Here is a 22,386-nt window from a genome sequence, read left to right on the forward strand (position 1 = left end):
CGGATCCGAGCCGTGGCGACGACGCTCCGCGGAATCCGAGCGGAGTCAGACCCCTCGGCCGGCGGGAGCCGCGGGGAGGACGACGCGGACGCCCTTCTCCCTGAGCGCCTCCGCGAGCTCGGGCGGCGGAGCCGCGTCCGTGACGAGGTAGTCCGCCCGCTCCAGCGCGGCCACCTGCGCGAAGAGGGTGCGACCGAACTTGGTCTGATCGGCCAGGATCGCGACGCGCTCGCACCGCGCGATCATCTCGCTCATCATCACGCCCTCGGCCAGGTTGCTCGTCGAGTAGCCGCTCTCGGCCGAGACGGCGCCGACCGAGATGAGGCCGATGTCGCAGTGGAGGTCGACCGAGCTGCCGGAGTCGGAGTGCGCGAAGCCGACGGGGCCGACGGTGGACTGCCCTCCGAGTCGGACGGCCCCTCCGAACACGAACAGATCGCGGCAGACCTTCGACCCGATCTCGGCGGGGACGCGCAGGTTGTTGGTCGCGATCGTCAGCTCGCGGTGGTCGTGGAGGTGCCGGACGACCGCGAGCGACGTCGTGCCGGCGTTGATCATGACGACGGAACCGTTGTCCACCAGTCCGGCGGCCAGGGACCCGATCCGCTCCTTGGCCCCGCGCTGCAGACTCAGGCGCACATCGAGGCGCTTCTCCGTCGCCGGCATCACCGACAGGCTCACGGCGCCGCCGTGGGTGCGGACGAGGTAGCCGTCGGCGTCGAGCTGGTCGAGATCGCGGCGCACCGTGTCGGCCGAGACCGAGAACCGGCGGGCGAGCGCGGCCACGGTCACCTCTCCCGCCTCTGCCACGTACGCCGCCAGATCGGCCTTCCTCCCGGCGGGGAGCCGGAGGGGCTGGTCGGTGACCAAGGACGAGTCGTCGGTGTCGGGCATGGGGGTTGTCTAACACCGGGCGCAGGAACACGCAACTTCGGGCGCCCGAGGCCGCGCTCTCCCGCCTTTGCTCGGCAACTGTGGCGCATTCGAGCACTTTCCTGCATTTTCTTGCGTTACTCCGCGGCACTGGCTACCTTCGCAGAATACAAGCGCATGAATGCGCACACAACAGCAGACAACTGCAGAGTTGCAGGGGAGTGACATGAGCAAAGGTGCTCGCATCAGAAGAGCCGTCGTCTTCACCGTCAGCGCGGCGTTCGCCGCGACGATGATCACCGGCTGCAGCCAGGGCGGCGGTGCCTCCGAGTCGGGAGGCGACGTGACCCTCGAATTCGCGCAGTGGTGGGAGCCCGAGCTGTCGGACGGCGCCCTCCGTGGACTCATGGACGAGTTCGAGGCGGCGAACCCCGGCATCACGGTCGACCTGCTCAGCGGCCCCTACGCCTCGACGAAGGAGCAGCTCTTCGCCGGAGCCGCCGCCGGCACCATGTCGGACGTCGTGGGGCTGGACGGTGCGTGGATCAGCGACTTCGCCAAGCAGGGCGCTCTCGCGGATCTCAGCCCGCTCCTCTCCGACGCGGGCTTCGACGAGAGCGAGCTCTCCTCGACGGTCGTCGTCGACGGGAAGACCGCCATGGTCCCGGTCGTCAACTTCGTCTACCCGCTCTTCACCAACGACGCTCTCCTCGCCGAGGCGGGCGTCACCGATCCCCCGTCGACCCGGAGCGAGTTCGAGGCGGCGGCGAAGGCGATCACCGCCCTCGGCGGCACCACGAGCGGCTGGGTGCTGCCGCTCTCGAGCGATGCGCCCAACGGCATCCAGAACGACGTCATGTCGTGGGTCTGGGCCTCCGGCGGGAGCATGCTGGCCGACGGGAAGCCCGATCTGACCAACGCAGACGTCACCAGCGCGATCGAGTACATCGCCGGCCTCGACGAGGCGGGCGTGATCGCTCCGGGAGCCGCCACGATGAAGGAGCAGGACAAGGTCGAGGAGTTCACGAACGGACGCGTCGGCATGATGATCGACTCCCTCTCGCACATCGCCACCATCCGGGAGTCCAACCCCGATCTGAACTTCAGCATCTCCGCCATCCCGGCGGAGGACGGCTTCAGCGGCGAGCGCGGAATCCCCTACGCCTCCTGGGGCATCGGGGTCTCGGCCAGCAGCGAGCACCCGGCCGAGGCCGCGAAACTCGTGTCGTTCCTGATGAGCGCCGACACCAACTCCGAGCTGTCGACGCTGGCGAACGCCTTCCCCGGCAACACCGCCTCCACGCCCGACTTCTCGGACAGCGACCCGCTGTACCAGCAGGCGTTCGACATCTACTCGGCCGGCTACCCGGCGAACGAGTTCGTCGGACTGCCCGTCGCCGAGCAGCTGATGCGTGAGTTCGACGAGCAGCTGCAAGCGGCCCTCAACGGCGATCAGAGCGTCGACGAAGCGCTGGAGAAGTCCCAGGAAGCCTGGCTCGGCGAGTTCTGAGCCGTGCCGCATCCGACACCGGTCGTGCCGCGGGGGTCCCACCCCGCGGCACGACCGCCCCTCACCCCGCCGCAGACAGAAGGAGGAGCGCCGTGGTCTCCCTGCTGAGCACTCCCCCGCGTCCCGCCGCGGGCACGCCCGCCCCCACTCCGGCCGGCCGCCGGTCCCTGCGCGGCCTCGCGCCCTACCTGTACCTCTCGCCCACGGCGATCGTGATGCTGGTCCTCATGCTCGTGCCGGTGCTGCTGGTGATCGGCTACTCGTTCTTCGACAACGTGATCACGAATCCCAAGCCCGTCTTCGTCGGCATCGCGAACTACGTCGAGGTGCTCGGCGATCCGAAGTTCCGCACGGCCACCGGCAACACCATCGTCTTCGTCGGCGTGAGCGTCGCCGCCCACCTCGTCCTCGGACTCGGGTTCGCGATGCTGCTGAACTCGCCGCTCGTCCCGACCCTGGCGAAGTCGCTGTTCCGGGTCGTCTACGTGCTGCCGTGGCTCTTCACCGTCGCGATCATCGCGGTGCTCTGGCGGCTCCTGCTCAACCCCAACGGCGTCCTCAACTACGCGCTCATCTCACTCGGGCTGACCGACACGGGCGTCGAATGGCTCGCCTCCCCCGCGACCGCGCTGCTCTCGGTGACATTCATCAACATCTGGGCGGGCTACTCCTTCTACATGATCACGCTCCTGGCGGGACTGCAGGGCATCCCGCACGACCTCTACGAGGCGGCGAAGGTCGACGGAGCGAGCTCCTGGCAGCGCTTCTGGAACGTCACCATCCCTCAGCTCAAGCCGATCATCATCAGCATGTCGGTCCTGGACATCATCTGGACCTCTCAGCAGTTCGCCCTGATCTGGATGACCACGGGCGGCGGACCGATCGACGCGACCGAGATGCTCAGCACCTACACCTACAAGCTCGCGTTCAGCCGGTACGAGTTCTCGGTGGCCTCGGCCAGCGCCGTCCTGATCCTCCTCCTCACCATGGTGCTCGCCGTCTTCTACGTGCGGAACCAGAAAGCCAGGGACTGACGTGACCGCCACCGCACCGCGACCGCCCGTGCGCACGCCGAAGCTGATCGCCGCCCAGGCCGGAGTCTGGATCCTCCTCCTGATCGGCGCCGCCTTCGCCGGGCTGCCCATCCTCTGGATGGCCGCGAGCTCGTTCAAATCGAACACCGAGATCTTCGAGTACCCGCCCCGGCTCATCACCGACACGTTCTCCTTCTCGGCCTACGCGGGGATCCTCGGCGATCCGACCAAGGTGCGCTTCTTCGTCAACAGCTACGTCGTCGCGCTCGCGGTCGTCGTCGTGACGCTCGTCGTCGCGATCCTGGCCTCCTATGCGTTCAGCCGGTACGAGTTCCGCTTCAAGCGGCCGATCAACGTCGTCATCGTCAGCATCCAGGCGGTGCCGCCGATCACGCTTTTGATCCCGTTCTTCGGGCTCATGGTGACGCTGCGCCTCTACAACACCTACCAGGGGCTGATCCTCACCTACCTGGTCTTCACCCTGCCCTACGCGATCATCATGCTGACCGGCTACTTCAACACCCTCCCGCGCGACCTCGACGAGGCGGCGCGCATGGACGGGGCGGGCCCCATGACCGTGCTCTGGCGGATCCTGGTGCCGATCGCGATCCCCGGGATCGTCTCGGTCGGCATCTACACCTTCATGATCGCGTGGAACGAGTACCTCTTCGCGCTCACCCTCACCAGGACCGACGACATGCGCACGGTGCCCATCGGCATCCAGCTGCTCATGGGCCAGAACTCCTACGAGTGGAACGAGATGATGGCGATGAGCATCCTCGGATGCGTTCCCGTCCTCCTCCTCTTCCTCTTCTTCCAGCGGTACTTCATCGGCGGCATGACCGCCGGGGCCGTCAAGAGCTGAGTCGCGCGACCGCGCGTCCGGAACCCATCACCACCCTCACGAGAAGGACTGTCAGAGAATGCTTGTATCCGGAAAAGATCTGCTGGACGTCGCGAACGCGAACGGATTCGCCGTCCCGGCGTTCAACGTCAGCGACTACGCCATGATGACCGGGCTCTTCGAGATCAGCGAGGAGAAGGAGTCGCCCCTGCTCATCGCGATCCACCCCGATGAGCTCAGCCACACCGGAGTGGACATCCTGCACTCGATCATCGCCCGCGCGCACCGCTCCAGCGTCCCCGTCACGATCCACCTCGACCACGGTGCGACCTACGAGCAGGTGCTGCTCGCGATCAAGTCGGGCTTCACCTCCGTCATGATCGACGGCTCGATGCTGCCGTACGACGAGAACGTGGCGATCACCAAGCGCGTCGTCGACGCCGCGCACGCGGTGGGAGTGTCGGTCGAGGGCGAGCTCGGCACGATCGGCAAGACCGACAACGAGGCGGAGGACGGCGCCGCGAACATCATCTACACCGAGCCGGACGAAGCGGTCGACTTCGTGGCGTCGACCGGGGTCGACAGCCTGGCCATCGCCATCGGCACGAGCCACGGGCTGTACCCGGCCTCGATGAAGCCGGCGCTCAAGCTCGATCTCCTCGCCGAGATCAAGAAGCGCGTCGCCGTGCCGCTCGTCCTGCACGGCGGGTCGAACAATCCGGACGCCGAGATCGCCGAGTCGGTGAAGCGCGGGGTGAACAAGATCAACATCTCGAGTGACATCAAGGCCGCGTACCACAAGCGGATGCGCGAGGTCCTGGCCGACCCGTCGGTCCGCGAGCCCAACACCATCCAGCCGCCGTCCATCGCCGCCATGAAGGAGACCGCGGCCGAGAAGATCGACCTGTTCGGCTCCGCCGGCAAGGCCTCGCTCTACTAGGCCGGAGGGGACAGCGTGAACGAGAGGATCGTGCTCGGCCTCGGCGGGACCGTCGACTACGAGATCGACTGGGACGACGCCGTCGTCCAGGCGCTCGTGGACGACTACGGGATCCGTCGGGACGAGCTGACCAGGACCGCGGAGATCGCCTCCGAGCGGGACCTGGTCGTCACGATCCTCGCGTTCCTCGCCGACGGTGCGGGAGGGGAGAGATTCGCCTCCTCCTCCCGCATCGTCGAGGAGTTCGCACGTCGGTTCCCCTTCCGGACCACTCTCGGCGGCACGGGGATCCGCGCCGGCTACGCCCTCGCGGTGCACGGGCTCGTGGCGACCCAGCACCTGGTCAGCATCGACGACGAGGTGCGCCGACTCCTGCCGGCGGGCAACGACTCCGTCTCGAGCGCCGTCGAGGACAGCACGGATCCGCACCTCATCGTGCAGTTCCCGCGCGGAGCGACGGTGCGGCTGGGGACGGACGTCCTCGAGGCACCGCATCCGAACCGGGTGATCGTCTCGAACGACCCGCCGAACCGGGAGCTGCGGATCGCCGAGGGGCTCGGCGAGGTCCTGACGGATGCGCAGGTGCTCCTGCTCTCGGGATTCAACAGCATCCAGGACATGGACGTTCTCGACGAGCGCCTGCGCACGATCGACCGCCATCTCGAGGCGCTCCCGCGCGACGCCGTGGTGATCTACGAGGACGCCGGGTTCCACCTGCCCGCGCTCCAGCAACGGGCGCGAGCGGCCCTGCTGCGCCGCGTGGACGTGGTGAGCATGAACGAGGACGAGCTGCAGGCACTGCTCGGGCGGCCCCTCGACCTCCTCGACCCGGAGGCGGTGGTCTCCGCACTCTCCGTCGCCTCCTCCGCACTCGGCTCCCGTGACCGGGAGGGTCCCGTGCTCGTCGTGCACACCCGGCACTGGTCGGCCGCCGTCGGGGCCGGCGCCGAGCGCTATCGAGGGGCCCTCGCGGGTGGCGTGCGGATGGCGAGCACGCGCTACCTCCTCGGCGACGCGATCACGGTGGAGGACTACGACCGGGTCTCGCGCCTCCCCGTCCAACCGGGCGGTGAGCGGGTCTGCGCGCTCGTGGAGACCCGACTCGACGCCTGCTGCCTCCCGGCCCTCGTCCTCGAGACGGACAGGCCCACCACGATCGGGCTCGGCGACTCCTTCGCCGGCGGATTCGTGTCGGCGCTCGTGCGGGGTGCCGCGGCCTGACTCCGGGTGCTGCGCGCGGCGCTCCCGGCGGATGCGCGAGCGGGTCCATCGAGGCCGGGTGCTGACCGCCGGCCTCCCGGGCGACCGGAGCCGAGGAGCGCGGACGCCGACGGGAGCGACTCATCCGGGCGCTGGCGGTCTCGATCCGGCCCACGGGGTGCTCCTGGTCACCGCACCTGCGCCGTTGCGCGCCTGGTTATCCACAGTGGCGCGTCGGCACAGGAGGTGAGCATCGCTCGACTGCTTCGATGGGGCGTCCCCTCGCGCCTGACCCTGAGCGCGATCCGCACCGCCCGAGCAGAAAGGTGACCCGACCCATGGATCGCTCGTTCCACCTCCGGAGCACTCCGCATGAGCCGCCCCTCGCACGCCTTCGACTACCGCTCCCTCCCCCTGGAGCCCCTCACCCCGTCCACCCCGACGGCGGTGTTCTTCGCCGCGCAGCCGGCGACGCGGGCCGAGCTCCCCGATCCGGAGCCGATCCTGTCGAGGCTGACCCTTCTGGTCGTCGAGATCCTCGCGGGCTCCCGTGACATCGACCAGATCGCGCGCTGGCTGACGGACGACGTCTACCGGCACCTGCAGAAGCGCGTCGTCCTGGCCGCGCGCGCCCGCAGCCTCCAGGGCCGTCCGGCGCACCGCATCCCGTTCACCGTCGGGAGGGTGGTGATGTCGGAGCCGCGCGACGGAGTGGTCGAAGCGGTGATCCTCGTGCACAACCGAGTGCGCACCCGCGCCGTCGCCATCCGCCTCGAGGGCATGGACGCCCGGTGGCGTGCGACCGCCGTCAACGTGCTCTGAGGACGACCGCCGAAGACACCGCAGGCCCCGCCCGCCGCACGAGCGGGGACGGGGCCTGCGGCGCGGGCCTCAGCGGCGCTTGGACTGCGCGCGGCGCTCCTGGCGGTTGGCGGGGGTGTCGTCGTCCGACGGGGTCTGCTGACCGAACGCGCCGGTGGTCGCCGCGTCCTCGGCCTCGCCCTCGGGCAGTGCCGCGCGGGCCTCGGCCGCGCGCGCCTTGGCGGTGGCCGCCTGCTGCACCTTGCCGCGCTGGTCGCGCACCTCGACTCCGCCCGAGTCGCTCGGGGCCGAGTAGCTCAGCTTCTCGACCGGGGCGACGGGCTCGGCGAGCCCCTTCGCCGCGACTCCGGCGACCTCGCCCTGCTTCTGCGTCACCTCGACCTCCAGGTTGAACAGGAAGCCGACGGTCTCCTCGCGGATCTGCCCCATCATCTGCTGGAACAGGGCGAAGCCCTCGCGCTGGTACTCGACCAGCGGGTCGCGCTGCGCCATCGCGCGCAGGCCGATGCCGTCCTTGAGGTAGTCCATCTCGTAGAGGTGGTCGCGCCAGCGGCGGTCGATGACCGAGAGCACGACGCGGCGCTCGAGCTCGCGCATGGCCGGCGAGCCCAGCTGGTCCTCGCGGCGCTGGTAGGCGAGCTTGGCGTCCGAGAGGATCTCGCGGCGCATGAACTCCTTGTTGATGCGCCCGCGGCTGCCCGCCTCCTGCACGACCTCGTCGATCGTGAGGCTGATCGGGTAGAGGGTCTTGAGCTCGGTCCACAGAGCGTCGAAGTCCCAGTCGTCGCCGTTGCCCTGGCCCGTGTGCACCTCGAGGATCTCGTCGATCACGTCGACGAGGAACTTCTGGGTGCGCTCGTGCAGGTCGTCGCCCTCGAGGATGTGGCGGCGGTCGGAGTAGATCGCCTCGCGCTGGCGGTTGAGGACGTCGTCGTACTTGAGGACGTTCTTGCGGATCTCGGCGTTGCGCGCCTCGACCTGCGACTGCGCGCTGCGGATGGCGCGCGAGACGACCTTCGACTCGATGGCGATGTCGTCCGGCACGTTGCCGCGGCCCATGAGCGCCTCGGCCGCACCGGAGTTGAACAGGCGCATCAGGTCGTCGGTGAGCGAGAGGTAGAAGCGGCTCTCCCCCGGGTCGCCCTGACGGCCGGAGCGGCCGCGGAGCTGGTTGTCGATGCGGCGCGACTCGTGGCGCTCGGTGCCGAGGACGTAGAGGCCGCCGGCGGCCTGGACCTTCTCGGCCTCCTCGGCGACCTTCGCCTTGACGCCCTTGAACACGTCGTCCCACGCCGCCTCGTACTCGTCGGGGGTGTCGACGGGGCTGAGGCCCTTGGCGGTCATCTCGGCGACGGCCAGGAACTCGGCGTTGCCGCCGAGCATGACGTCGGTGCCGCGGCCGGCCATGTTGGTGGCGACCGTGACGGCGCCGAGGCGACCCGCCTGGGCGACGATGGCCGCCTCCCGCGCGTGGTTCTTCGCGTTCAGGACCTCGTGGCGCACGCCCTTCTTCGCGAGCAGGCGCGAGAGGTACTCGCTCTTCTCGACGCTCGTGGTGCCCACGAGGACGGGCTGGCCCTTCGCGTGGCGCTCGACGATGTCCTCGACGACCTGCTCGAACTTGACCTGCTCGTTCTTGTAGACGAGGTCCGGGTTGTCGATGCGCTGCATCTTGCGGTTCGTCGGGATCGGGACGACGCCGAGCTTGTAGGTCGCCATGAACTCGGACGCCTCGGTCTCGGCGGTTCCGGTCATCCCCGACAGCTTGGAGTAGAGGCGGAAGTAGTTCTGCAGCGTGACGGTCGCGAGGGTCTGGTTCTCGGCCTTGACCTGCACGCCCTCCTTCGCCTCGATCGCCTGGTGGATGCCCTCGTTGTAGCGGCGGCCGGCGAGGATGCGCCCGGTGTGCTCGTCGACGATCATGACCTCGCCGTTCAGCACGACGTAGTCTTTGTCCTTCTTGAACAGGGCACGGGCCTTGATCGAGTTGTTGAGGAAGGAGATGAGCGGGGTGTTGGCCGACTCGTAGAGGTTGTCGATGCCGAGGTAGTCCTCGACCTTCTCGATGCCGGGCTCGAGCACGCCCACGGTGCGCTTCTTCTCGTCGACTTCGTAGTCCTCGCCCTCGACGAGGCGCTTGGCGAGCCCCGCGAACTCCGAGAACCAGCGGTTCGCCTCGCCCGACGCGGGGCCGGAGATGATCAGCGGGGTGCGCGCCTCGTCGATCAGGATCGAGTCGACCTCGTCGACGATCGCGTAGAAGTGCCCGCGCTGGACCATGTCCTGCGCCTGCCACGCCATGTTGTCGCGCAGGTAGTCGAAGCCGAACTCGTTGTTCGTGCCGTAGGTGATGTCGGCGGCGTACTGCTCGCGGCGCTGCTCGGGGGTCTGGCCCGCCAGGATGACGCCGGTCGTCATGCCGAGGGCGCGGAAGACGCGCCCCATCAGCTCCGACTGGTACGACGCGAGGAAGTCGTTGACCGTGACGATGTGGACGCCCCGGCTGGCGATGGCGTTGAGGTACGCCGGGAGGGTCGCGACGAGGGTCTTGCCCTCGCCGGTCTTCATCTCGGCGATGTTGCCGAGGTGCAGGCCCGCCCCGCCCATGAGCTGGACGTCGAAGTGGCGCAGGCCCAGGGTGCGCCGGGACGCCTCGCGGACGGCGGCGAACGCCTCCGGCAGCAGGTCGTCGAGGGACTCGCCGTTCGAGTAGCGCTCGCGCAGCTCGACGGTCTCGTTCTTCAACTCCTCGTCGCTGAGGTGCGTGAAGTCCTCTTCGAGGGCGTTGACGGCTTTCGCGTAGTTCTCGAGGCGGCGGATGATCCGCCCCTCCCCGACGCGAAGGACCTTTTCGAGAACTGAGGCCACGGGGTACTCCAAAACGTAGAAGACAGGCGCCCGGCGCCAGAGCGCGGACCGCGACCAGCCTAGTCGCGGAGCGCTGGACGCGGACGGAGGACGCGTCCGCCCTCGGCGGACGCACGGACCGGCGGACGAGGACGGGCCCCGGTGCTGCGCGCACCGGGGCCCGTCCGAGGAAGGTGCGACTCAGCCCGCGGCCTGCTGCGCGAGCTCGTCCGCCTCGTCGCCGAGGGAGATCACTCCGTAGTCCCAGCCCTTGCGGCGGTAGACGACGCTCGGCCGACCCGAGTCCGAGTCGATGAAGAGGTAGAAGTCGTGCCCGACGAGCTCCATGTAGTCGACGGCGTCGTCGACGCTCATCGAGACGGAGGCGAAGACCTTCTTGCGGATGACGACGGGGCAGTACGGCTCCTCCTCGACGTCGTCGACCGCCTCCGCGGGCGGGGTCTGCACCGGGATCACCCCGGTGCTCACGGCCTCGAGGACGGCGGCGTCGGCCGGCTGGATGCCGACTCCGCTGAAGTCGGCGGCAGCGGCGTCCCGCAGGGACGTGGGGCGATGCTGGCCCCGATGGACCTTCTTCCGATCCTTGGCTCGTCGCACGCGTTCCAGCAGCCGACCGAGGGCCACGTCGAACGCCGCGTACTTGTCCGCGCCGTCGGCCTCGGCCCGGACGACCGGGCCCTTGCCGATCAACGTCAGCTCGACGCGGTCGCCACCGCTCGCGCCCTTGGACTCGCTGTGACGGCTCGCCCTGATCTCGAGCGCGAGCGCTCGATCGGCGAGGTGCGCCACCTTCTCCGACTTCTCCGTCGCGTACGCGCGGAAGCGATCGGTGATGCCCAAGTTGCGTCCTGTGATGTCGATGTCCATGACAACCTCCCAGTCGAGTACGGCGTGCCGCCTTTCTCCGGGCGGACCGTTCACGCCGTGCACCCGAGCGTAGACCCCGGTCACCGAAGTGTCACCGGAAGTTCACCGGACCGCGCCTCGGAGTCGCCGGGAGTCGTCTGCGGATCGGACGCCCGAGCGCAGTGGCGTCGCCGCCAGTGCCGCAGCGGCGCGTACGGTTCCGCCCGCGGCCTCGACCGCGCGCCGGATCTCGAGCAGCGTCGCGCCGGAGGTGACCACGTCGTCGACGAGGACCACCTCCTCGCCGACGAGGGACCGCCCCGCCCGGAACGCGCCGTCGAGGTTGCCTCTGCGCTCGATCCGGTCGAGCCCGACCTGGTCCACGGACCGGCGGACGCGGCGGACCGGATGCGCAGCGCGTCCGCCGCAGGCGCGCACCAGCAGGTCGACCGGGTCGTAGCCGCGCTTCACGCGGCGGCCGTGCGATCCCGGCGGAGCGACGAGCGGCGCCGGCCGGCCGGCCAGCGCGAGGGCGAGCGCCGGACGCAGGCGGGCGGCGAGCGGGTGCGCCGCGTCGGTGCGCCCCTCCTCCTTCAGCGCGACGACCAGGCGGCGAGCGGTGCCCTCGTACGGCACTCCCGCGAAGACCGCGAGCGGCCGCCCCGCGGGACCGATCAGTCGCGGAGGCGGCATCGGCAGCCGGGCGAGGGCGAGGGCGCACTCGGGGCAGGGGGCTGTCGTCGCCGCCCGACCGCATGCAGGGCAGTCGACGGGGAGCACGACGGCCAGCGCGTCGAGGAGCCGGGAGCGGAGCATCCGCCGAGGATGCCGCCTCGGCGACGGACGCCACGCGCCACCGGGTCCGCTCCGTCGTGGAACGTCCTGGGGAGGAGCGCTCAGGACCCCATGCCGGTCTGCGTCGCCAGGAGGCGGACGTCGGTCGCGATCGTCTGCCAGGCGGATCCGCGCTGCTGCCGCAGCTCGCCGCCCTCGGCCAGGATGCGGATCTGCGTGGTCGCGTTGCCCGCGGCGATCTGGCGCGCACCGGTCGTGGTGCCCAGCGGCGTCGATCCGCCGCCGAGCTGGTGCAGCGTGACGGCGTCCTCGCCCGTGGACGCGCGCACCACCGACACGACGTCGAGCTCGTCCGTCCAGCCCGCGGTGACCGCGGTGCCGAGCGTCGAGGAGAGGACGACGGGCTCGCCGACCGCCACGGGATCCCCGTTCGCCGACCGCGTGATGCCCGCGACGAGAATGGAGGCCTGCTGCCCGTCCTGGACGAGGGCGAGCATCCGGCTGCCGTCGCGCGACACCGACAGCGAGGCGAGGGTCTCGACCTCGGACCAGGCCGTCGCCACCTGGAAGGAGCCGGCGCCGTCGGGGGCGTAGGCCACCAGCTGGTTCGGCGCGGCCGAGGGCACGGACCACACGTAGCCGAACGGGTCGATGGCGGGCGCCGTCAGCCCCGCGCGGGCGTCCAGCAGGACGTCCGGCTGCTCGGGGGCCACGAGCGAGACCCCGGCCGCGGAGAGCACCGCCGCGGCGGCCTCGGAGTCGGCACCCCGCTGCTCCCCCAGCGCGACGGCCGACGGCGACAGTGCGCGCACCCGATCCGAGACGGCGGTCTCGGTGAGGCCCGCCGATCCGAGGAAGCCGAACGCGTCGTCGGTGAGCACGAGGGGGCGCGTGTCGACCCGGGGGCTGATCGGCAGCCCGCTCACCTCGGCGGGCACCTCGATCGGGTTCTGCTCGACCGAGAGCGCCACTCCGGTGACGTTCGAGACGGAGCCGAGGCTGCGGCTGAGTTGCAGGCGCATGAGCCGCCACTGGCGCTCGTCGGCCTCGAGCGCCGCCGGGTTCAGGTCGACGACGGCCTGCTGCGCCTCGACCGGCACGGTCTCGGCGGCGAGGGAGGTGCCGGTCGGGAAGGCGGACACGACCGCGCCGGAATCGCTCAGCCAGGGCGTGGGGCCGCGGAGCAGCTCGGTGACGATCGTGGTGCTGGTCGAGCTGTCGGCCCGCGAGGCGAACCAGCGCAGGTCGGGCACGAGGTAGGTGTAGGAGGGGTCGAAGAAGTAGAGCGCGTGGGTCGAGAAGACCTGCTCGAACGTGGTGCGGTCGATCACGACACCGCTCGGCGGCGAGCTGATCCGCCACTCCCCGTCCTCCTGCACGAAGCCGTAGTCGAGACTCAGCGCGGTCGTGGAGGCGACCTCGGTGTACACGCCGGTCGCGTCGATCTCGGCCACCGGAGTGATCGAGAGGGTGAGGGTCGAGGAGGACTGCTGCGTCGGCGAGCGCTGCCCCTCGTCGACGGTGACGTGCTCGCTCGGAGTCCAGTCGGCTCCGGCCGACAGGAACTCGCGCGCGATCTTGTAGTTGCTCTGCGGACTGGAGGCGGCGTCGATGAAGCCGGTGAGGATCTCGCGCTGGGACGCGCCCTCGGCCGGACCGGAGGGCAGGAAGTCGTACTGCAGGTCCTGCGGCGCGGAGTCGGCGCGCCCGACGCCCACGTCGCCGTCGCGCGGGATGCCGGCGCAGCCGACCAGCGCGAGCAGGACCGCCGCCGTTCCTGCGAGCGCGTGCAGGGCGCGCCGGCTCACGAGACGGCCTCGGGCAGGGGCGGCATGACGATCGGGCCGGTGAAGGCCTGCTCCCCCGCGTCGACGGGAGGCAGCGGGAGCGGCGAGGACTCGATGCGCTCGCCCCGGCGCCGGGGGATGGTCAAGCGGAAGCACGCACCGCGGTCCGGCATCGACCACACCTGCAGCCAGCCGTGGTGCAGGGCGGTGTCCTCCTGGGCGATCGACATGCCCAGCCCGGTGCCGCCGAGCGTGCGCTTGCGGGAGGGATCGGCGCGCCAGAAGCGGTCGAAGACGCGCACCACCTCCTCCGAGCTCATGCCGTGCCCGTAATCGCGGACGGCGAGCGCCACGGCCGTCGCGTTGCTGTCGACGGTGACCACGATCTCGCGGCCGTCGCCGTGCTCGATGGCGTTGCCGAGGAGGTTGCGGACGATGCGGCGGATGCGGCGCGCGTCCATGTCGGCGTCGAAGTAGCCGCCGGGCGCGGAGAGGGTGAGCACCGACCCGTTCGCCTCCGCGATCCCGCGCATCCCGTCGATCTCGTCGCCGGCGAGGCGGACCAGGTTCACCGGCTCCAGCTCGAGCTCCGCCGATCCGGCGTCGTGCCGGGAGATCTCGAGCAGATCGGCGAGCAGGCTCTCGAAGCGGGCGATCTGCCCGTGCAGCAGCTCGACCGTGCGCTCGGCGACGGGCGGGAAGCCCTCGCGCTGGTCGTAGAGGACGTCGCCCGCGAGCTTCATCGTGGTCAGCGGGGTGCGCAGCTCGTGCGAGACGTCCGAGACGAAGCGCTGCTGCACGCGGCTGAGGGTCGCGAGCTCGCTGATCTGCTCCTGCAGGCTGTCGGCCATGCCGTTGAAGGAGCGGGCGAGCGTCGCGATCACGTCCTCGCCCTTCTCCGGGATCCGCACGTCGACGTCCCCCGCGGCCAGGCGCTGGCTGGTCTCGGCGGCGACGCGCACCGGGGCCACGACGATGCGCACGACGACCCAGCTGACGGCTCCGATGAGCAGGATCAGCAGGAGCCCGGCGACGTTCAGCACCTGCTGGACGAACTGGAGCGTGCGCTCGGCGTCGGCCAGCGAGTAGCCGATGTAGAGCTCGTACCGCCCGGCGGAGCTCGGCAGCTCGAGAGTCGAGCCGACGAGGATGCCGGGCTGCTCGTCGCCGTCGGCGTCGAGGGTCACCGACTGCCAGTACTGCCCCTCCGACCCCGCCTGCACGCGCTGGCGGAGCTCGTCGCTGATGATGCCGTCCTGCAGCTCGCGGTTGTAGATGTCCTGCGGGGCGAGCGAGGACGCCTCCTGGTCGGGAGAGCGGACGATCGCGATGAGAGCGGAGGAGGACGCGTCGCGGATGGCGGTGCGGACCGAGCTCATCACCTCCTCCATGTCCTGACGGGTGGAGACGGTGGCCGCGTCGAGGTAGCCCTGCGCCGCGCGGGTCGCCCGCGAGGTGTCGCCGGTGACCTGCGTGAGTCGCGACTGGAAGAGGTTGTCGCTGATGCTGTACGAGAGGTACGCGCCGGTCGATCCGATCGCGATCCCGCTGAGCAGCACGGTGATGGCGACGGCGCGGAACTGCAGCGAGCGCCGCCAGACGCGGAGCACCCGACCGGGCCAGCGCCGGACGCCGGCCGTGGGGAAGCGGCGCGCGGACGACACGGTCAGCCGGGGACGACGGCGCCCGCGCGGTAGCCCACGCCGCGCACGGTCATCACGATGCGGGGGTCGTCCGGGTCCTTCTCGACCTTGGCGCGCAAGCGCTGGACGTGGACGTTCACCAACCGGGTGTCGGCCTTGTAGTGGTAGCCCCAGACCTGCTCGAGCAGCATCTCCCGCGTGAACACCTGCTGCGGCTTCGAGGCGAGCGCGAGGAGCAGGTCGAACTCGAGCGGGGTGAGGCCGATGCGGGTGTCGCCGCGGCGCACCTCGTGCCCGGCGACGTCGAGGCTGAGGTCGCCGACCTGCAGCACGGCGTTGGCGGCGACCTGCGCGGGGCGCAGCCGGGTCTTGATCCGCGCGACGAGCTCCTTGGGATCGAAGGGCTTCACCATGTAGTCGTCGGCGCCCGACTCGAGCCCCTGCACGACGTCGGAGGTGTCGGACTTCGCCGTGAGCATGATGATGGGGACGCCCGACTCGGCGCGCACCTCGCGGCACACCTCGATGCCGTCCATCCCGGGAAGCATCAGGTCGAGCAGGAGGAGATCGGGGCGGGACCTGCGGAAGGCCTCGAGAGCACCCGAGCCGTCGGCGCAGAACGAGACGTCGTAGTCCTCGGCCCGCAGGACGATGCCGATCATCTCGGCGAGGGCCGCGTCGTCGTCGACCACCAGAATGCGCGCGCTCATGAGCCTGTCTTCCTCGTTCCTCCCGCGCCGGCCCCCCTGGGCGCGCGCGGATGTGCTCCAGGCTAACCGAGTCCGCTCGACGTTCGGCGGGACGCGGGAGAGGAGCCTCGGACACGCCTGTGCCAGCATGGGAGCGATGACCGACGCAGCTCACTGGCCGCCGCCCTCCGGGCCCTCGGACGAGGCGGGCGCGCAGGACCGCCCGCCCGTCGGAGCCGACGCGCCGCGCCCTCCCGCTCCCGTCGCCCCGAGCGCCTGGTCGCCCTCGAGCCCCTGGCACTCCAGCGCGCCCACGGTCGCTGCGAGCGGGTGGACGCCGCCCCCGCGCCCCGGTCTGGTACCGCTGCGCCCCCTCGGCTTCGGCACGCTGCTCGGCGCTCCGTTCCAGGTGCTGCGCCGCAGCCCCCGGACGACCCTCGGACCGGCCCTGCTGATCCAGGGGGTCGGCTCGGTGCTCGCCCTCGTGATCTACGGAATCGTCGCCGTCCTCGCCCTCGGCCGCATCGACCAGGCGGAAGCGGCCGACCGCGACGCCGTGGGTGCGGGCTCGATCGCGATCGTGATCCTCGCCGCCCTCATCCCCCTGGGCGTCTCGCTCGCCACCGGCGCCCTGGTGCAGGGCCTCGTGGTGCTCGAGGTCTCGCGGGCGGTGCTCGGAGAGAGGCCGACGCTCAGGCAGCTCCTCGCCCGGCTCCGCGGTCGCTTCTGGGCGCTGGTAGGCTGGACGGTCCTCCAGGGCATCGGGCTCTCCCTGCTCGTCCTCGTCGCCGTGGCCGTCGCGGTCCCCCTCTTCGTCGTGGGCGCGCAGGACGCGGGTGCGGGCGCGATCGTCGGCGGCGTCCTCGTGCTGCTCGTCGCAGCGGCATCGGCGACGGCGCTGGGCGCCTGGATCGGGACGAAGCTCGCCCTCGTGCCGAGCCTCCTGGTCGTCGAGCGCCAGACGCTCCGCCGTGCCGTGGCGCGCTCGTGGGCGCTGGTCGCCGGCGGGTTCTGGCGCACCTTCGGCGCCCTGGCCCTGATGCTCGTCATCGTGCAGGTCGCGGGACAGGTCGTCGCCACTCCCCTGAGCCTGCTCGTGCCGATCGGCGGTGCTCTGATCGCGCCGACCGATCCGGAGGCGCAGATCGCCGCCTCGCTGGTCGTCACCCTGCTCTCGCTGGCCGTCGGACTCGTGATCGGCGCGGTCGGCACGGTCCTGCAGGCCGCCGTCACCGGACTCGCCTACCTCGACCGCCGGATGCGCCGCGAGGGCTTCGACCTCGTCCTCCTGCGGCACGTCGAGGACCGCGCGGCGGGCCTGGACTCCCCCGATCCGTTCCCGGCGCCGGAGCGGACGCCGCGGTGATCCGCGCCCTGCCCCCCGCGACCGCACTGGACCCCGACGCCGAGGAGGCCCGGCGCCTCCTGCTCGAGGAGCTCGCCGACCCGCGCTACCGGGCGGCGGAGCCGAGCTGGTTCGACCGGGCGGTGCAGGCCGTCCGCGACTGGTTCTCGTCCCTCACCGTGCCGACGGACGGCCCGGCCGTCCCGATCGCCGCGGTGATCGGGGTCCTCGTCGTCGTCGCGCTCGTCGTCACCGCGCTGCTGATCGCGGGTCGGCCGAGCCTGCGCCGCCGCAGCGCGCTCCGCGGGTCGGTGCTGGCCGCGGACGACGGGCGCTCGTCGGCCGACCTCCGGGCGCTCGCCGAGGCCGCCGCGGCGCGCGGGGACTGGAGCGAGGCCGTGATCGAGCGGTTCCGCGCGCTGGTCCGCTCCCTCGACGAGCGGACGCTGGTCCGCGCCTCCCCGGGCACGACCGCGCACGGCTTCGCCCGCCGCGCCCAGGCCGTGTTCCCCGGATCGGCCGCCGATCTCGGGCGCACCGCCGACGACTTCGACGCAGTGCGGTACCTCGACCGACCGGGCGGACCCGAGGAGTACTCCCGCGTCCGCGCACTCGACGACGCACTCGCGGTCGCGGACCCGACGCTCCCGCTCTCCGCGGATCCGCTCACCGGGGCCTCCCGATGACGGCGGCGACCGATGCCGTCTCCACCCCGACCCTCGGGGCGCTGCTGCGCCGTGGGCGCGTGTGGGCGGCGCTCCTCGCGCTCGTCGCCGTGGGCACCGTGCTGCTGACCGTCGCCACGGGGGCGCCGGCGCTCGCGCCCGACCTCGACGTCGACAGCGCCGCCCCGGACGGGTCCCGCGCCGTCGCGCAGGTCCTGCGCGAGGAGGACGTCCCCGTCGAGCGCGCCGACGACCTCGACACGGCGCTCGGGGCCGCGGACTCCGGCGCGGTGCTCCTGGTCGACGACGCCGACGCCGTGCTCGACGAGCAGCAGTACGCCGACCTCGAGGACGCCTTCGGCTCGATCGTGCTCGTCCGCCCGACCGCCACCGCGCTCGACGCCCTGCTCCCCGGGGTGGCGTCCGCGGGCGTCCCGCTCGCGGAGGGGTCGCTCGACGCCGACTGCGCCGTCCGGGCCGCCGCACGCGCGGGAGCGATCCCTGCGGGCGGTCGGGCCTACCGCATCGTCGAGGGCGGGGCGACGGGCTGCTTCCCCACCGGGGACGACGCCTTCGCACTCGTCACGGGCACGAGCCCCGCAGGCGCGGACGTCGCGGTCCTCGGCGACGCCGACGTGCTCCGCAACGGGACGATCGACGAGCAGGGGCGCGCCGCCCTCGCCCTGAATCTGCTCGGCGGCGAGGAGCGCCTCGTCTGGTACCGCGTCGGGTTCGACGACCTGCGCGGCGAGGGCGCCGTCGATCCGGCCGATCTCGCTCCCGGCTGGGTCACGCCCGCGATCCTCCTGCTGCTGGCCGTCGGAGTGGCCTCGGCCGTCTGGCGCGGCCGCCGCTTCGGTCCGCTCGCCGTCGAGCCGCTGCCCGTCGTCGTGCACGCGAGCGAGACCGCCCGCGGCCGCGCGCGCCTCTACGCGCGAGGGAGCACCCGCGTCCGGGCCCTCGACGCGCTGCGCATCGGCACGCTCCGCCGCCTCGCCTCGATGCTCGGTCTGTCCACCGCCGCCGGGGTCGACGAGATCGTGAGCGGCACGGCCGGACTGCTCGGCGGCGACCCGATCGCCCTGCGCCGGCTCCTCGTCGAGGACGAGCCCGCCGACGACGCGTCGCTCGTGCGCGCATCCGACGACCTCCTCCGCCTCGAGAGCGCCGTCCGCGCCGCCCTCGCCCCGACTCCGCACCCCGTCCGACGACAGGAAGGCACGCTCCGATGACCGACTCCCCCCTCCCGCCGATCGCCGAGGACGGGCTGCGCGCAGAGCTCGACCGCGTCCGCACCGAGGTCGGCCGCGCCGTCGTCGGGCAGGACGGCGCGGTCTCCGGCCTCCTCATCGCCCTCCTCGCCGGCGGGCACGTCCTGCTCGAGGGCGTCCCCGGAGTCGCGAAAACTCTCCTCGTGCGCGCCCTGTCGCTCTCGCTCGGGCTCGACACCCGCCGCGTGCAGTTCACCCCGGACCTCATGCCCGGCGACATCACCGGCTCGCTCGTCTACGACGCGTCCACCTCCGGCTTCTCCTTCCGGGAGGGCCCGGTCTTCACGAACCTGCTGCTCGCGGACGAGATCAACCGCACCCCGCCGAAGACCCAGGCGGCGCTGCTCGAGGCGATGGAGGAGCGGCAGGTCAGCGTCGACGGGCGCACCCTCGCCCTCCCCGATCCGTTCCTCGTGGCCGCCACGCAGAACCCGGTGGAGTACGAGGGCACCTACGCGCTCCCGGAGGCGCAGCTGGACCGCTTCCTCCTCAAGCTCGTGCTCGAGATCCCGCCGCGCGACATCGAGGTCGAGGTGCTGTCGCGCCACGCGGCCGGCTTCGATCCGCGCGATCTCCAGGCGGCGGGGGTGCACCCGGTGCTCGACGCGGGGCGGCTCCGGGCCGCTCAGGACTCCGTCCGCCGGGTCGGAGCCGGAGCCGACGTCCTCGGCTACATCGTCGACATCGCCCGCGCCACGCGCGAGAGCCCGAGCGTGAAGCTCGGCGCGAGCCCCCGCGGCTCGACGGCCCTGCTGGCCGCCTCGCGGGCGTGGGCCTGGCTGAACGGCTACGGCTCGATCACTCCAGACCACGTGCAGGCCATGGTCCTGCCCGTCCTGCGGCACCGCCTCCAGCTCCAGCCGGAGGCGGAGCTCGAGGGCGTCCGGACGGAGGCCGTCCTCGGCGGCGTCCTGCAGCAGGTCCGCGTCCCGGTCTGATCCGTGCACCTCTCCGGACGCTCCGTCCTCGTCCTCCTCGTCGGCCTCGTCCCCGTCGTCCTGCTCGGCGGGCGGGCGCAGGTCGCCTTCGCCGTGCTCGCGCTCTGGCTGCTCGTCTGGGCCGTCCTCGTCGGCGTCGACCTGGCGGTCGCCGGCTCGCCACGCGCCGTCCGCCTCGAGCGCGTCGTGCCGGACCGCGTCCGTCTCGGCGAGCGCGCGGAGGCGGAACTGCTGATCACGAGCACCGGGCGCCGCCGCGTCCGCGGAGTCGTCCGCGACGCGTGGGAGCCGTCGGCGGGGGCGCTGCGCACCCGCACGGCACTGGACCTCCCCTCCGGAGAGCGCCGAGCCGTCAGGACGGTGCTGGAGCCGCGTCGGCGCGGCGAGCGGCACGCCCTCCACGTGACGATCCGGTCGGACGGACCCCTGGGGCTCGCCGGGCGGCAGGCGACGCGGTCGGCTCCCGCGACGGTGCGGGTGCTCCCGCCGTTCCGCTCCCGCCGGCACCTGCCCTCCCGGCTCGCCCGGCTGCGCGAGCTGGAGGGCCGCACGAGCGTCATGATCCGAGGGCAGGGCACCGAGTTCGACAGCCTCCGGGAGTACGTCCGCGGCGACGACGTGCGCTCGCTCGACTGGCGGGCGACGGCGCGGCGCCGTGAGCCCGTCGTCCGCACCTGGCGCCCGGAACGGGACCGGCGCGTGGTCGTCGTCCTCGACACCGGGCGCACCTCCGCCGCCCGCATCGCGGACGAGCCCCGGCTGGACACGGCGATCGAGGCGGCTCTGCTGCTCTCGGCCCTCGCGGCGAGCGCGGGCGACCGGATCGACGTGCTCGCCTTCGACCGCGCCCGACGCGCCCGCGTCCACAGCGCCTCCGGGAGCGAGGTCCTCGGCCGGGTCGTCGACGCCCTCGCTCCGGTGCAGCCGCAGCTCGTCGAGACCGACTGGTCGGCCGTGCCTGCGCAGGTGCGGGCCCTCGTCCCGCAGCGCTCCCTGGTCGTCCTCCTCACCGCCCTCGACTCGGTCGGCGCCTCGGAGGGGCTGCTGGCGGTGCTCCCCCAGCTGACCCGCACGCACACGGTCGTCGTGGCGTGCTCGCTGGATCCCGAGCTCGTCGAGATGGCGGCCGACCGGAGCGACCGCGCGGCCGTCTACACCGCGGCAGCCGCGGAGCGCTCGCTCGGCGACGCGGACCGGCTGGCGGCGGCCGTGCGCCGGCTCGGCGGCGACGTCGTCCTCGCGACGCCCGAGAAGCTGCCGCCGGCCCTCGCCGACCGCTACATCGCCCTGAAGGCGGCCGGCCGGCTCTGATCAGGCGTCGGCGATGCTGCGGGAGCCGCGCGCGAAGCGGTCGAGGTCGCCGGTCTCCCCCGCCCGGGCGGCCCGGCCGCCGAGCACGATCATGTAGGCGAGGAACGCGAGCAGCGCCACCGACCCGATCCCGATCTTCACGAACCACGGCCACGGCGCCGGCGTGACGAAGCCCTCGATGATCCCGGCGACGAACAGCACGAACACGAGCCCGAGCGCCACGGTGAACAGACTCCGGGCGTCCTCCGCGAGCGCCTGGCCGCGGGTGCGCGCTCCCGGCGCGATCCAGGCCCAGAAGATCCGCAGTCCCGCCGCGGCCGCCACGAACACGGCCGTCAGCTCGAGCTGGCCGTGCGGGGCGATGTAGAGGAAGAACGTGTCGCCCTCGCCGTAGTGGAACATCACGGCGATCGAGGTGCCGAGGTTCTGCGCGTTCTGCAGAAGGATGTACGGCACGTAGACGCCGACGATGCCGAAGGCGACGCACTGCGCCGCGATCCAGGCGTTGTTGGTCCAGACCTGGCCGGCGAAGGACGCGGCCGGGTTCTCGGAGTAGTAGTCGACGAAGTCCTCCTGGGCGAAACGCCGCAGCTGCTCGTCGTCGCCGAGCGAGGCGAGCAGGCGGGCGTCCCCCAGGATCCACACCGCGAACAGCGTCGCCACGAGCGCGGTGGCCAGGGCGACGGCGAGCGTGAGCCAGCGGAGGCGGTGCAGCGCGGCGGGCAGCGTCACGACCGCGAATCGCGCGATCGCCGCGAGCGGCTCCTCCCCGGTGCCGGTGAGCCGGCCGCGCGCCCGCGAGAGCGAGACGGCGAGCCGGGCGCCGACGGCGGTCGATCCCGCCGTCGAGGCGATCGCGGCCAGATCGGCGGACGCCGACTGGTAGCGCTCGACGAGCTCGTCCGCCTCGTCGCCGGTGAGCCGGCGCTTGCGCGAGAGCTCGTCCAGGCGGCGCCACTGCGCGTCGCGCGCGGCCGAGAGAGCGTCGATGTCCATCTGTTTAGA

General features: G+C 71.8%; 19 protein-coding genes. 11 read left to right on the forward strand and 8 right to left on the reverse strand.

Annotated features, from left to right (window positions below; all coding sequences use genetic code 11):
• Positions 1–45 precede the first annotated feature (45 nt).
• Positions 46–894 (reverse strand): DeoR/GlpR family DNA-binding transcription regulator, encoded by an 849-nt coding sequence (locus IOC53_RS13430; protein WP_207406451.1) that lies wholly within the window; start codon positions 892–894, stop codon positions 46–48.
• 205 nt (positions 895–1,099) lie between these two features.
• On the opposite strand from IOC53_RS13430, the gene IOC53_RS13435 reads away from it, so the two are divergent.
• The 6 genes from IOC53_RS13435 (at position 1,100) to IOC53_RS13460 (ending at position 7,223) form a co-directional block, all read left to right on the forward strand.
• Positions 1,100–2,383 carry a sugar ABC transporter substrate-binding protein gene (locus tag IOC53_RS13435; RefSeq protein ID WP_207406452.1) on the forward strand — a complete coding sequence of 428 codons (1,284 nt, stop codon included), beginning with the start codon at positions 1,100–1,102 and terminating at the stop codon, positions 2,381–2,383.
• A gap of 92 nt (positions 2,384–2,475) precedes the next feature.
• The gene (locus IOC53_RS13440; RefSeq protein WP_307786197.1) at positions 2,476–3,417 is read left to right on the forward strand and encodes a sugar ABC transporter permease; all 942 of its coding nucleotides are present in this window, start codon (positions 2,476–2,478) and stop codon (positions 3,415–3,417) included.
• Position 3,418: 1 nt separating this feature from the next.
• Positions 3,419–4,282 (forward strand): carbohydrate ABC transporter permease, encoded by an 864-nt coding sequence (locus IOC53_RS13445; RefSeq protein ID WP_307786198.1) that lies wholly within the window; start codon positions 3,419–3,421, stop codon positions 4,280–4,282.
• Positions 4,283–4,340: 58 nt separating this feature from the next.
• A complete protein-coding gene (locus IOC53_RS13450) occupies positions 4,341–5,201 on the forward strand; it encodes a ketose-bisphosphate aldolase (protein ID WP_207406453.1) in 861 nt (286 codons plus the stop codon).
• A 15-nt stretch (positions 5,202–5,216) separates the two neighbouring features.
• Positions 5,217–6,422, forward strand: a complete 1,206-nt coding sequence (locus IOC53_RS13455; protein WP_207406454.1) for an ADP-dependent glucokinase/phosphofructokinase — start codon at positions 5,217–5,219, stop codon at positions 6,420–6,422.
• A gap of 351 nt (positions 6,423–6,773) precedes the next feature.
• On the forward strand, positions 6,774–7,223 hold the full coding sequence (locus IOC53_RS13460) for an Rv3235 family protein (RefSeq protein WP_242683322.1): 450 nt from the start codon (positions 6,774–6,776) through the stop codon (positions 7,221–7,223).
• A 69-nt stretch (positions 7,224–7,292) separates the two neighbouring features.
• Here the strand turns inward: IOC53_RS13460 and secA are convergent, their stop codons facing one another.
• The 6 genes from secA to mtrA form a co-directional block, all read right to left on the reverse strand.
• A complete protein-coding gene (secA, locus tag IOC53_RS13465; RefSeq protein WP_207406455.1) occupies positions 7,293–10,091 on the reverse strand; it encodes a preprotein translocase subunit SecA in 2,799 nt (932 codons plus the stop codon).
• 180 nt (positions 10,092–10,271) lie between these two features.
• On the reverse strand, positions 10,272–10,958 hold the full coding sequence (gene hpf, locus IOC53_RS13470) for a ribosome hibernation-promoting factor, HPF/YfiA family (protein ID WP_207406456.1): 687 nt from the start codon (positions 10,956–10,958) through the stop codon (positions 10,272–10,274).
• Positions 10,959–11,060: 102 nt separating this feature from the next.
• Complete coding sequence (locus tag IOC53_RS13475) at positions 11,061–11,753, reverse strand: ComF family protein (protein WP_207406458.1); 693 nt, start codon at positions 11,751–11,753, stop codon at positions 11,061–11,063.
• Positions 11,754–11,833: 80 nt separating this feature from the next.
• Entirely contained in the window at positions 11,834–13,540 is a 1,707-nt protein-coding gene (locus IOC53_RS13480; protein ID WP_207406460.1) for a GerMN domain-containing protein, read from the reverse strand.
• Positions 13,537–15,183 (reverse strand): MtrAB system histidine kinase MtrB, encoded by a 1,647-nt coding sequence (gene mtrB, locus IOC53_RS13485; RefSeq protein WP_207406462.1) that lies wholly within the window; start codon positions 15,181–15,183, stop codon positions 13,537–13,539. The genes IOC53_RS13480 and mtrB overlap by 4 nt, the downstream gene beginning before the upstream one ends.
• 2 nt (positions 15,184–15,185) lie before the next feature.
• Positions 15,186–15,872, reverse strand: a complete 687-nt coding sequence (gene mtrA / locus IOC53_RS13490) for an MtrAB system response regulator MtrA (RefSeq protein ID WP_207406464.1) — start codon at positions 15,870–15,872, stop codon at positions 15,186–15,188.
• 136 nt (positions 15,873–16,008) lie between these two features.
• Between mtrA and IOC53_RS13495 the strand changes: the two genes are divergently transcribed.
• Genes IOC53_RS13495 through IOC53_RS13515 form a run of 5 tightly spaced genes read left to right on the forward strand, consistent with a single transcriptional unit; the run spans position 16,009 to position 21,381 of the window.
• Positions 16,009–17,217: a hypothetical protein gene (locus IOC53_RS13495; protein ID WP_207406467.1), complete on the forward strand. Its 1,209-nt coding sequence runs from the start codon at positions 16,009–16,011 to the stop codon at positions 17,215–17,217.
• Positions 17,214–17,882 (forward strand): DUF4129 domain-containing protein, encoded by a 669-nt coding sequence (locus IOC53_RS13500; protein ID WP_207406469.1) that lies wholly within the window; start codon positions 17,214–17,216, stop codon positions 17,880–17,882. The genes IOC53_RS13495 and IOC53_RS13500 overlap by 4 nt, the downstream gene beginning before the upstream one ends.
• Positions 17,879–19,093, forward strand: a complete 1,215-nt coding sequence (locus IOC53_RS13505; RefSeq protein WP_207406470.1) for a DUF4350 domain-containing protein — start codon at positions 17,879–17,881, stop codon at positions 19,091–19,093. The genes IOC53_RS13500 and IOC53_RS13505 overlap by 4 nt, the downstream gene beginning before the upstream one ends.
• Positions 19,090–20,070, forward strand: coding sequence for a MoxR family ATPase (locus tag IOC53_RS13510; protein WP_207406472.1), 981 nt, complete (start codon positions 19,090–19,092; stop codon positions 20,068–20,070). Before IOC53_RS13505 ends, IOC53_RS13510 begins: the two co-directional genes overlap by 4 nt.
• Before the next feature lie 3 nt (positions 20,071–20,073).
• Positions 20,074–21,381, forward strand: coding sequence for a DUF58 domain-containing protein (locus IOC53_RS13515; protein ID WP_207406474.1), 1,308 nt, complete (start codon positions 20,074–20,076; stop codon positions 21,379–21,381).
• Here the strand turns inward: IOC53_RS13515 and IOC53_RS13520 are convergent, their stop codons facing one another.
• Positions 21,382–22,377, reverse strand: a complete 996-nt coding sequence (locus tag IOC53_RS13520) for a stage II sporulation protein M (RefSeq protein ID WP_207406476.1) — start codon at positions 22,375–22,377, stop codon at positions 21,382–21,384.
• Positions 22,378–22,386: the final 9 nt, after the last annotated feature.

The sequence above is a fragment of the Rathayibacter sp. SD072 genome, from assembly GCF_017355185.1.
GTDB lineage: Bacteria > Actinomycetota > Actinomycetes > Actinomycetales > Microbacteriaceae > Rathayibacter.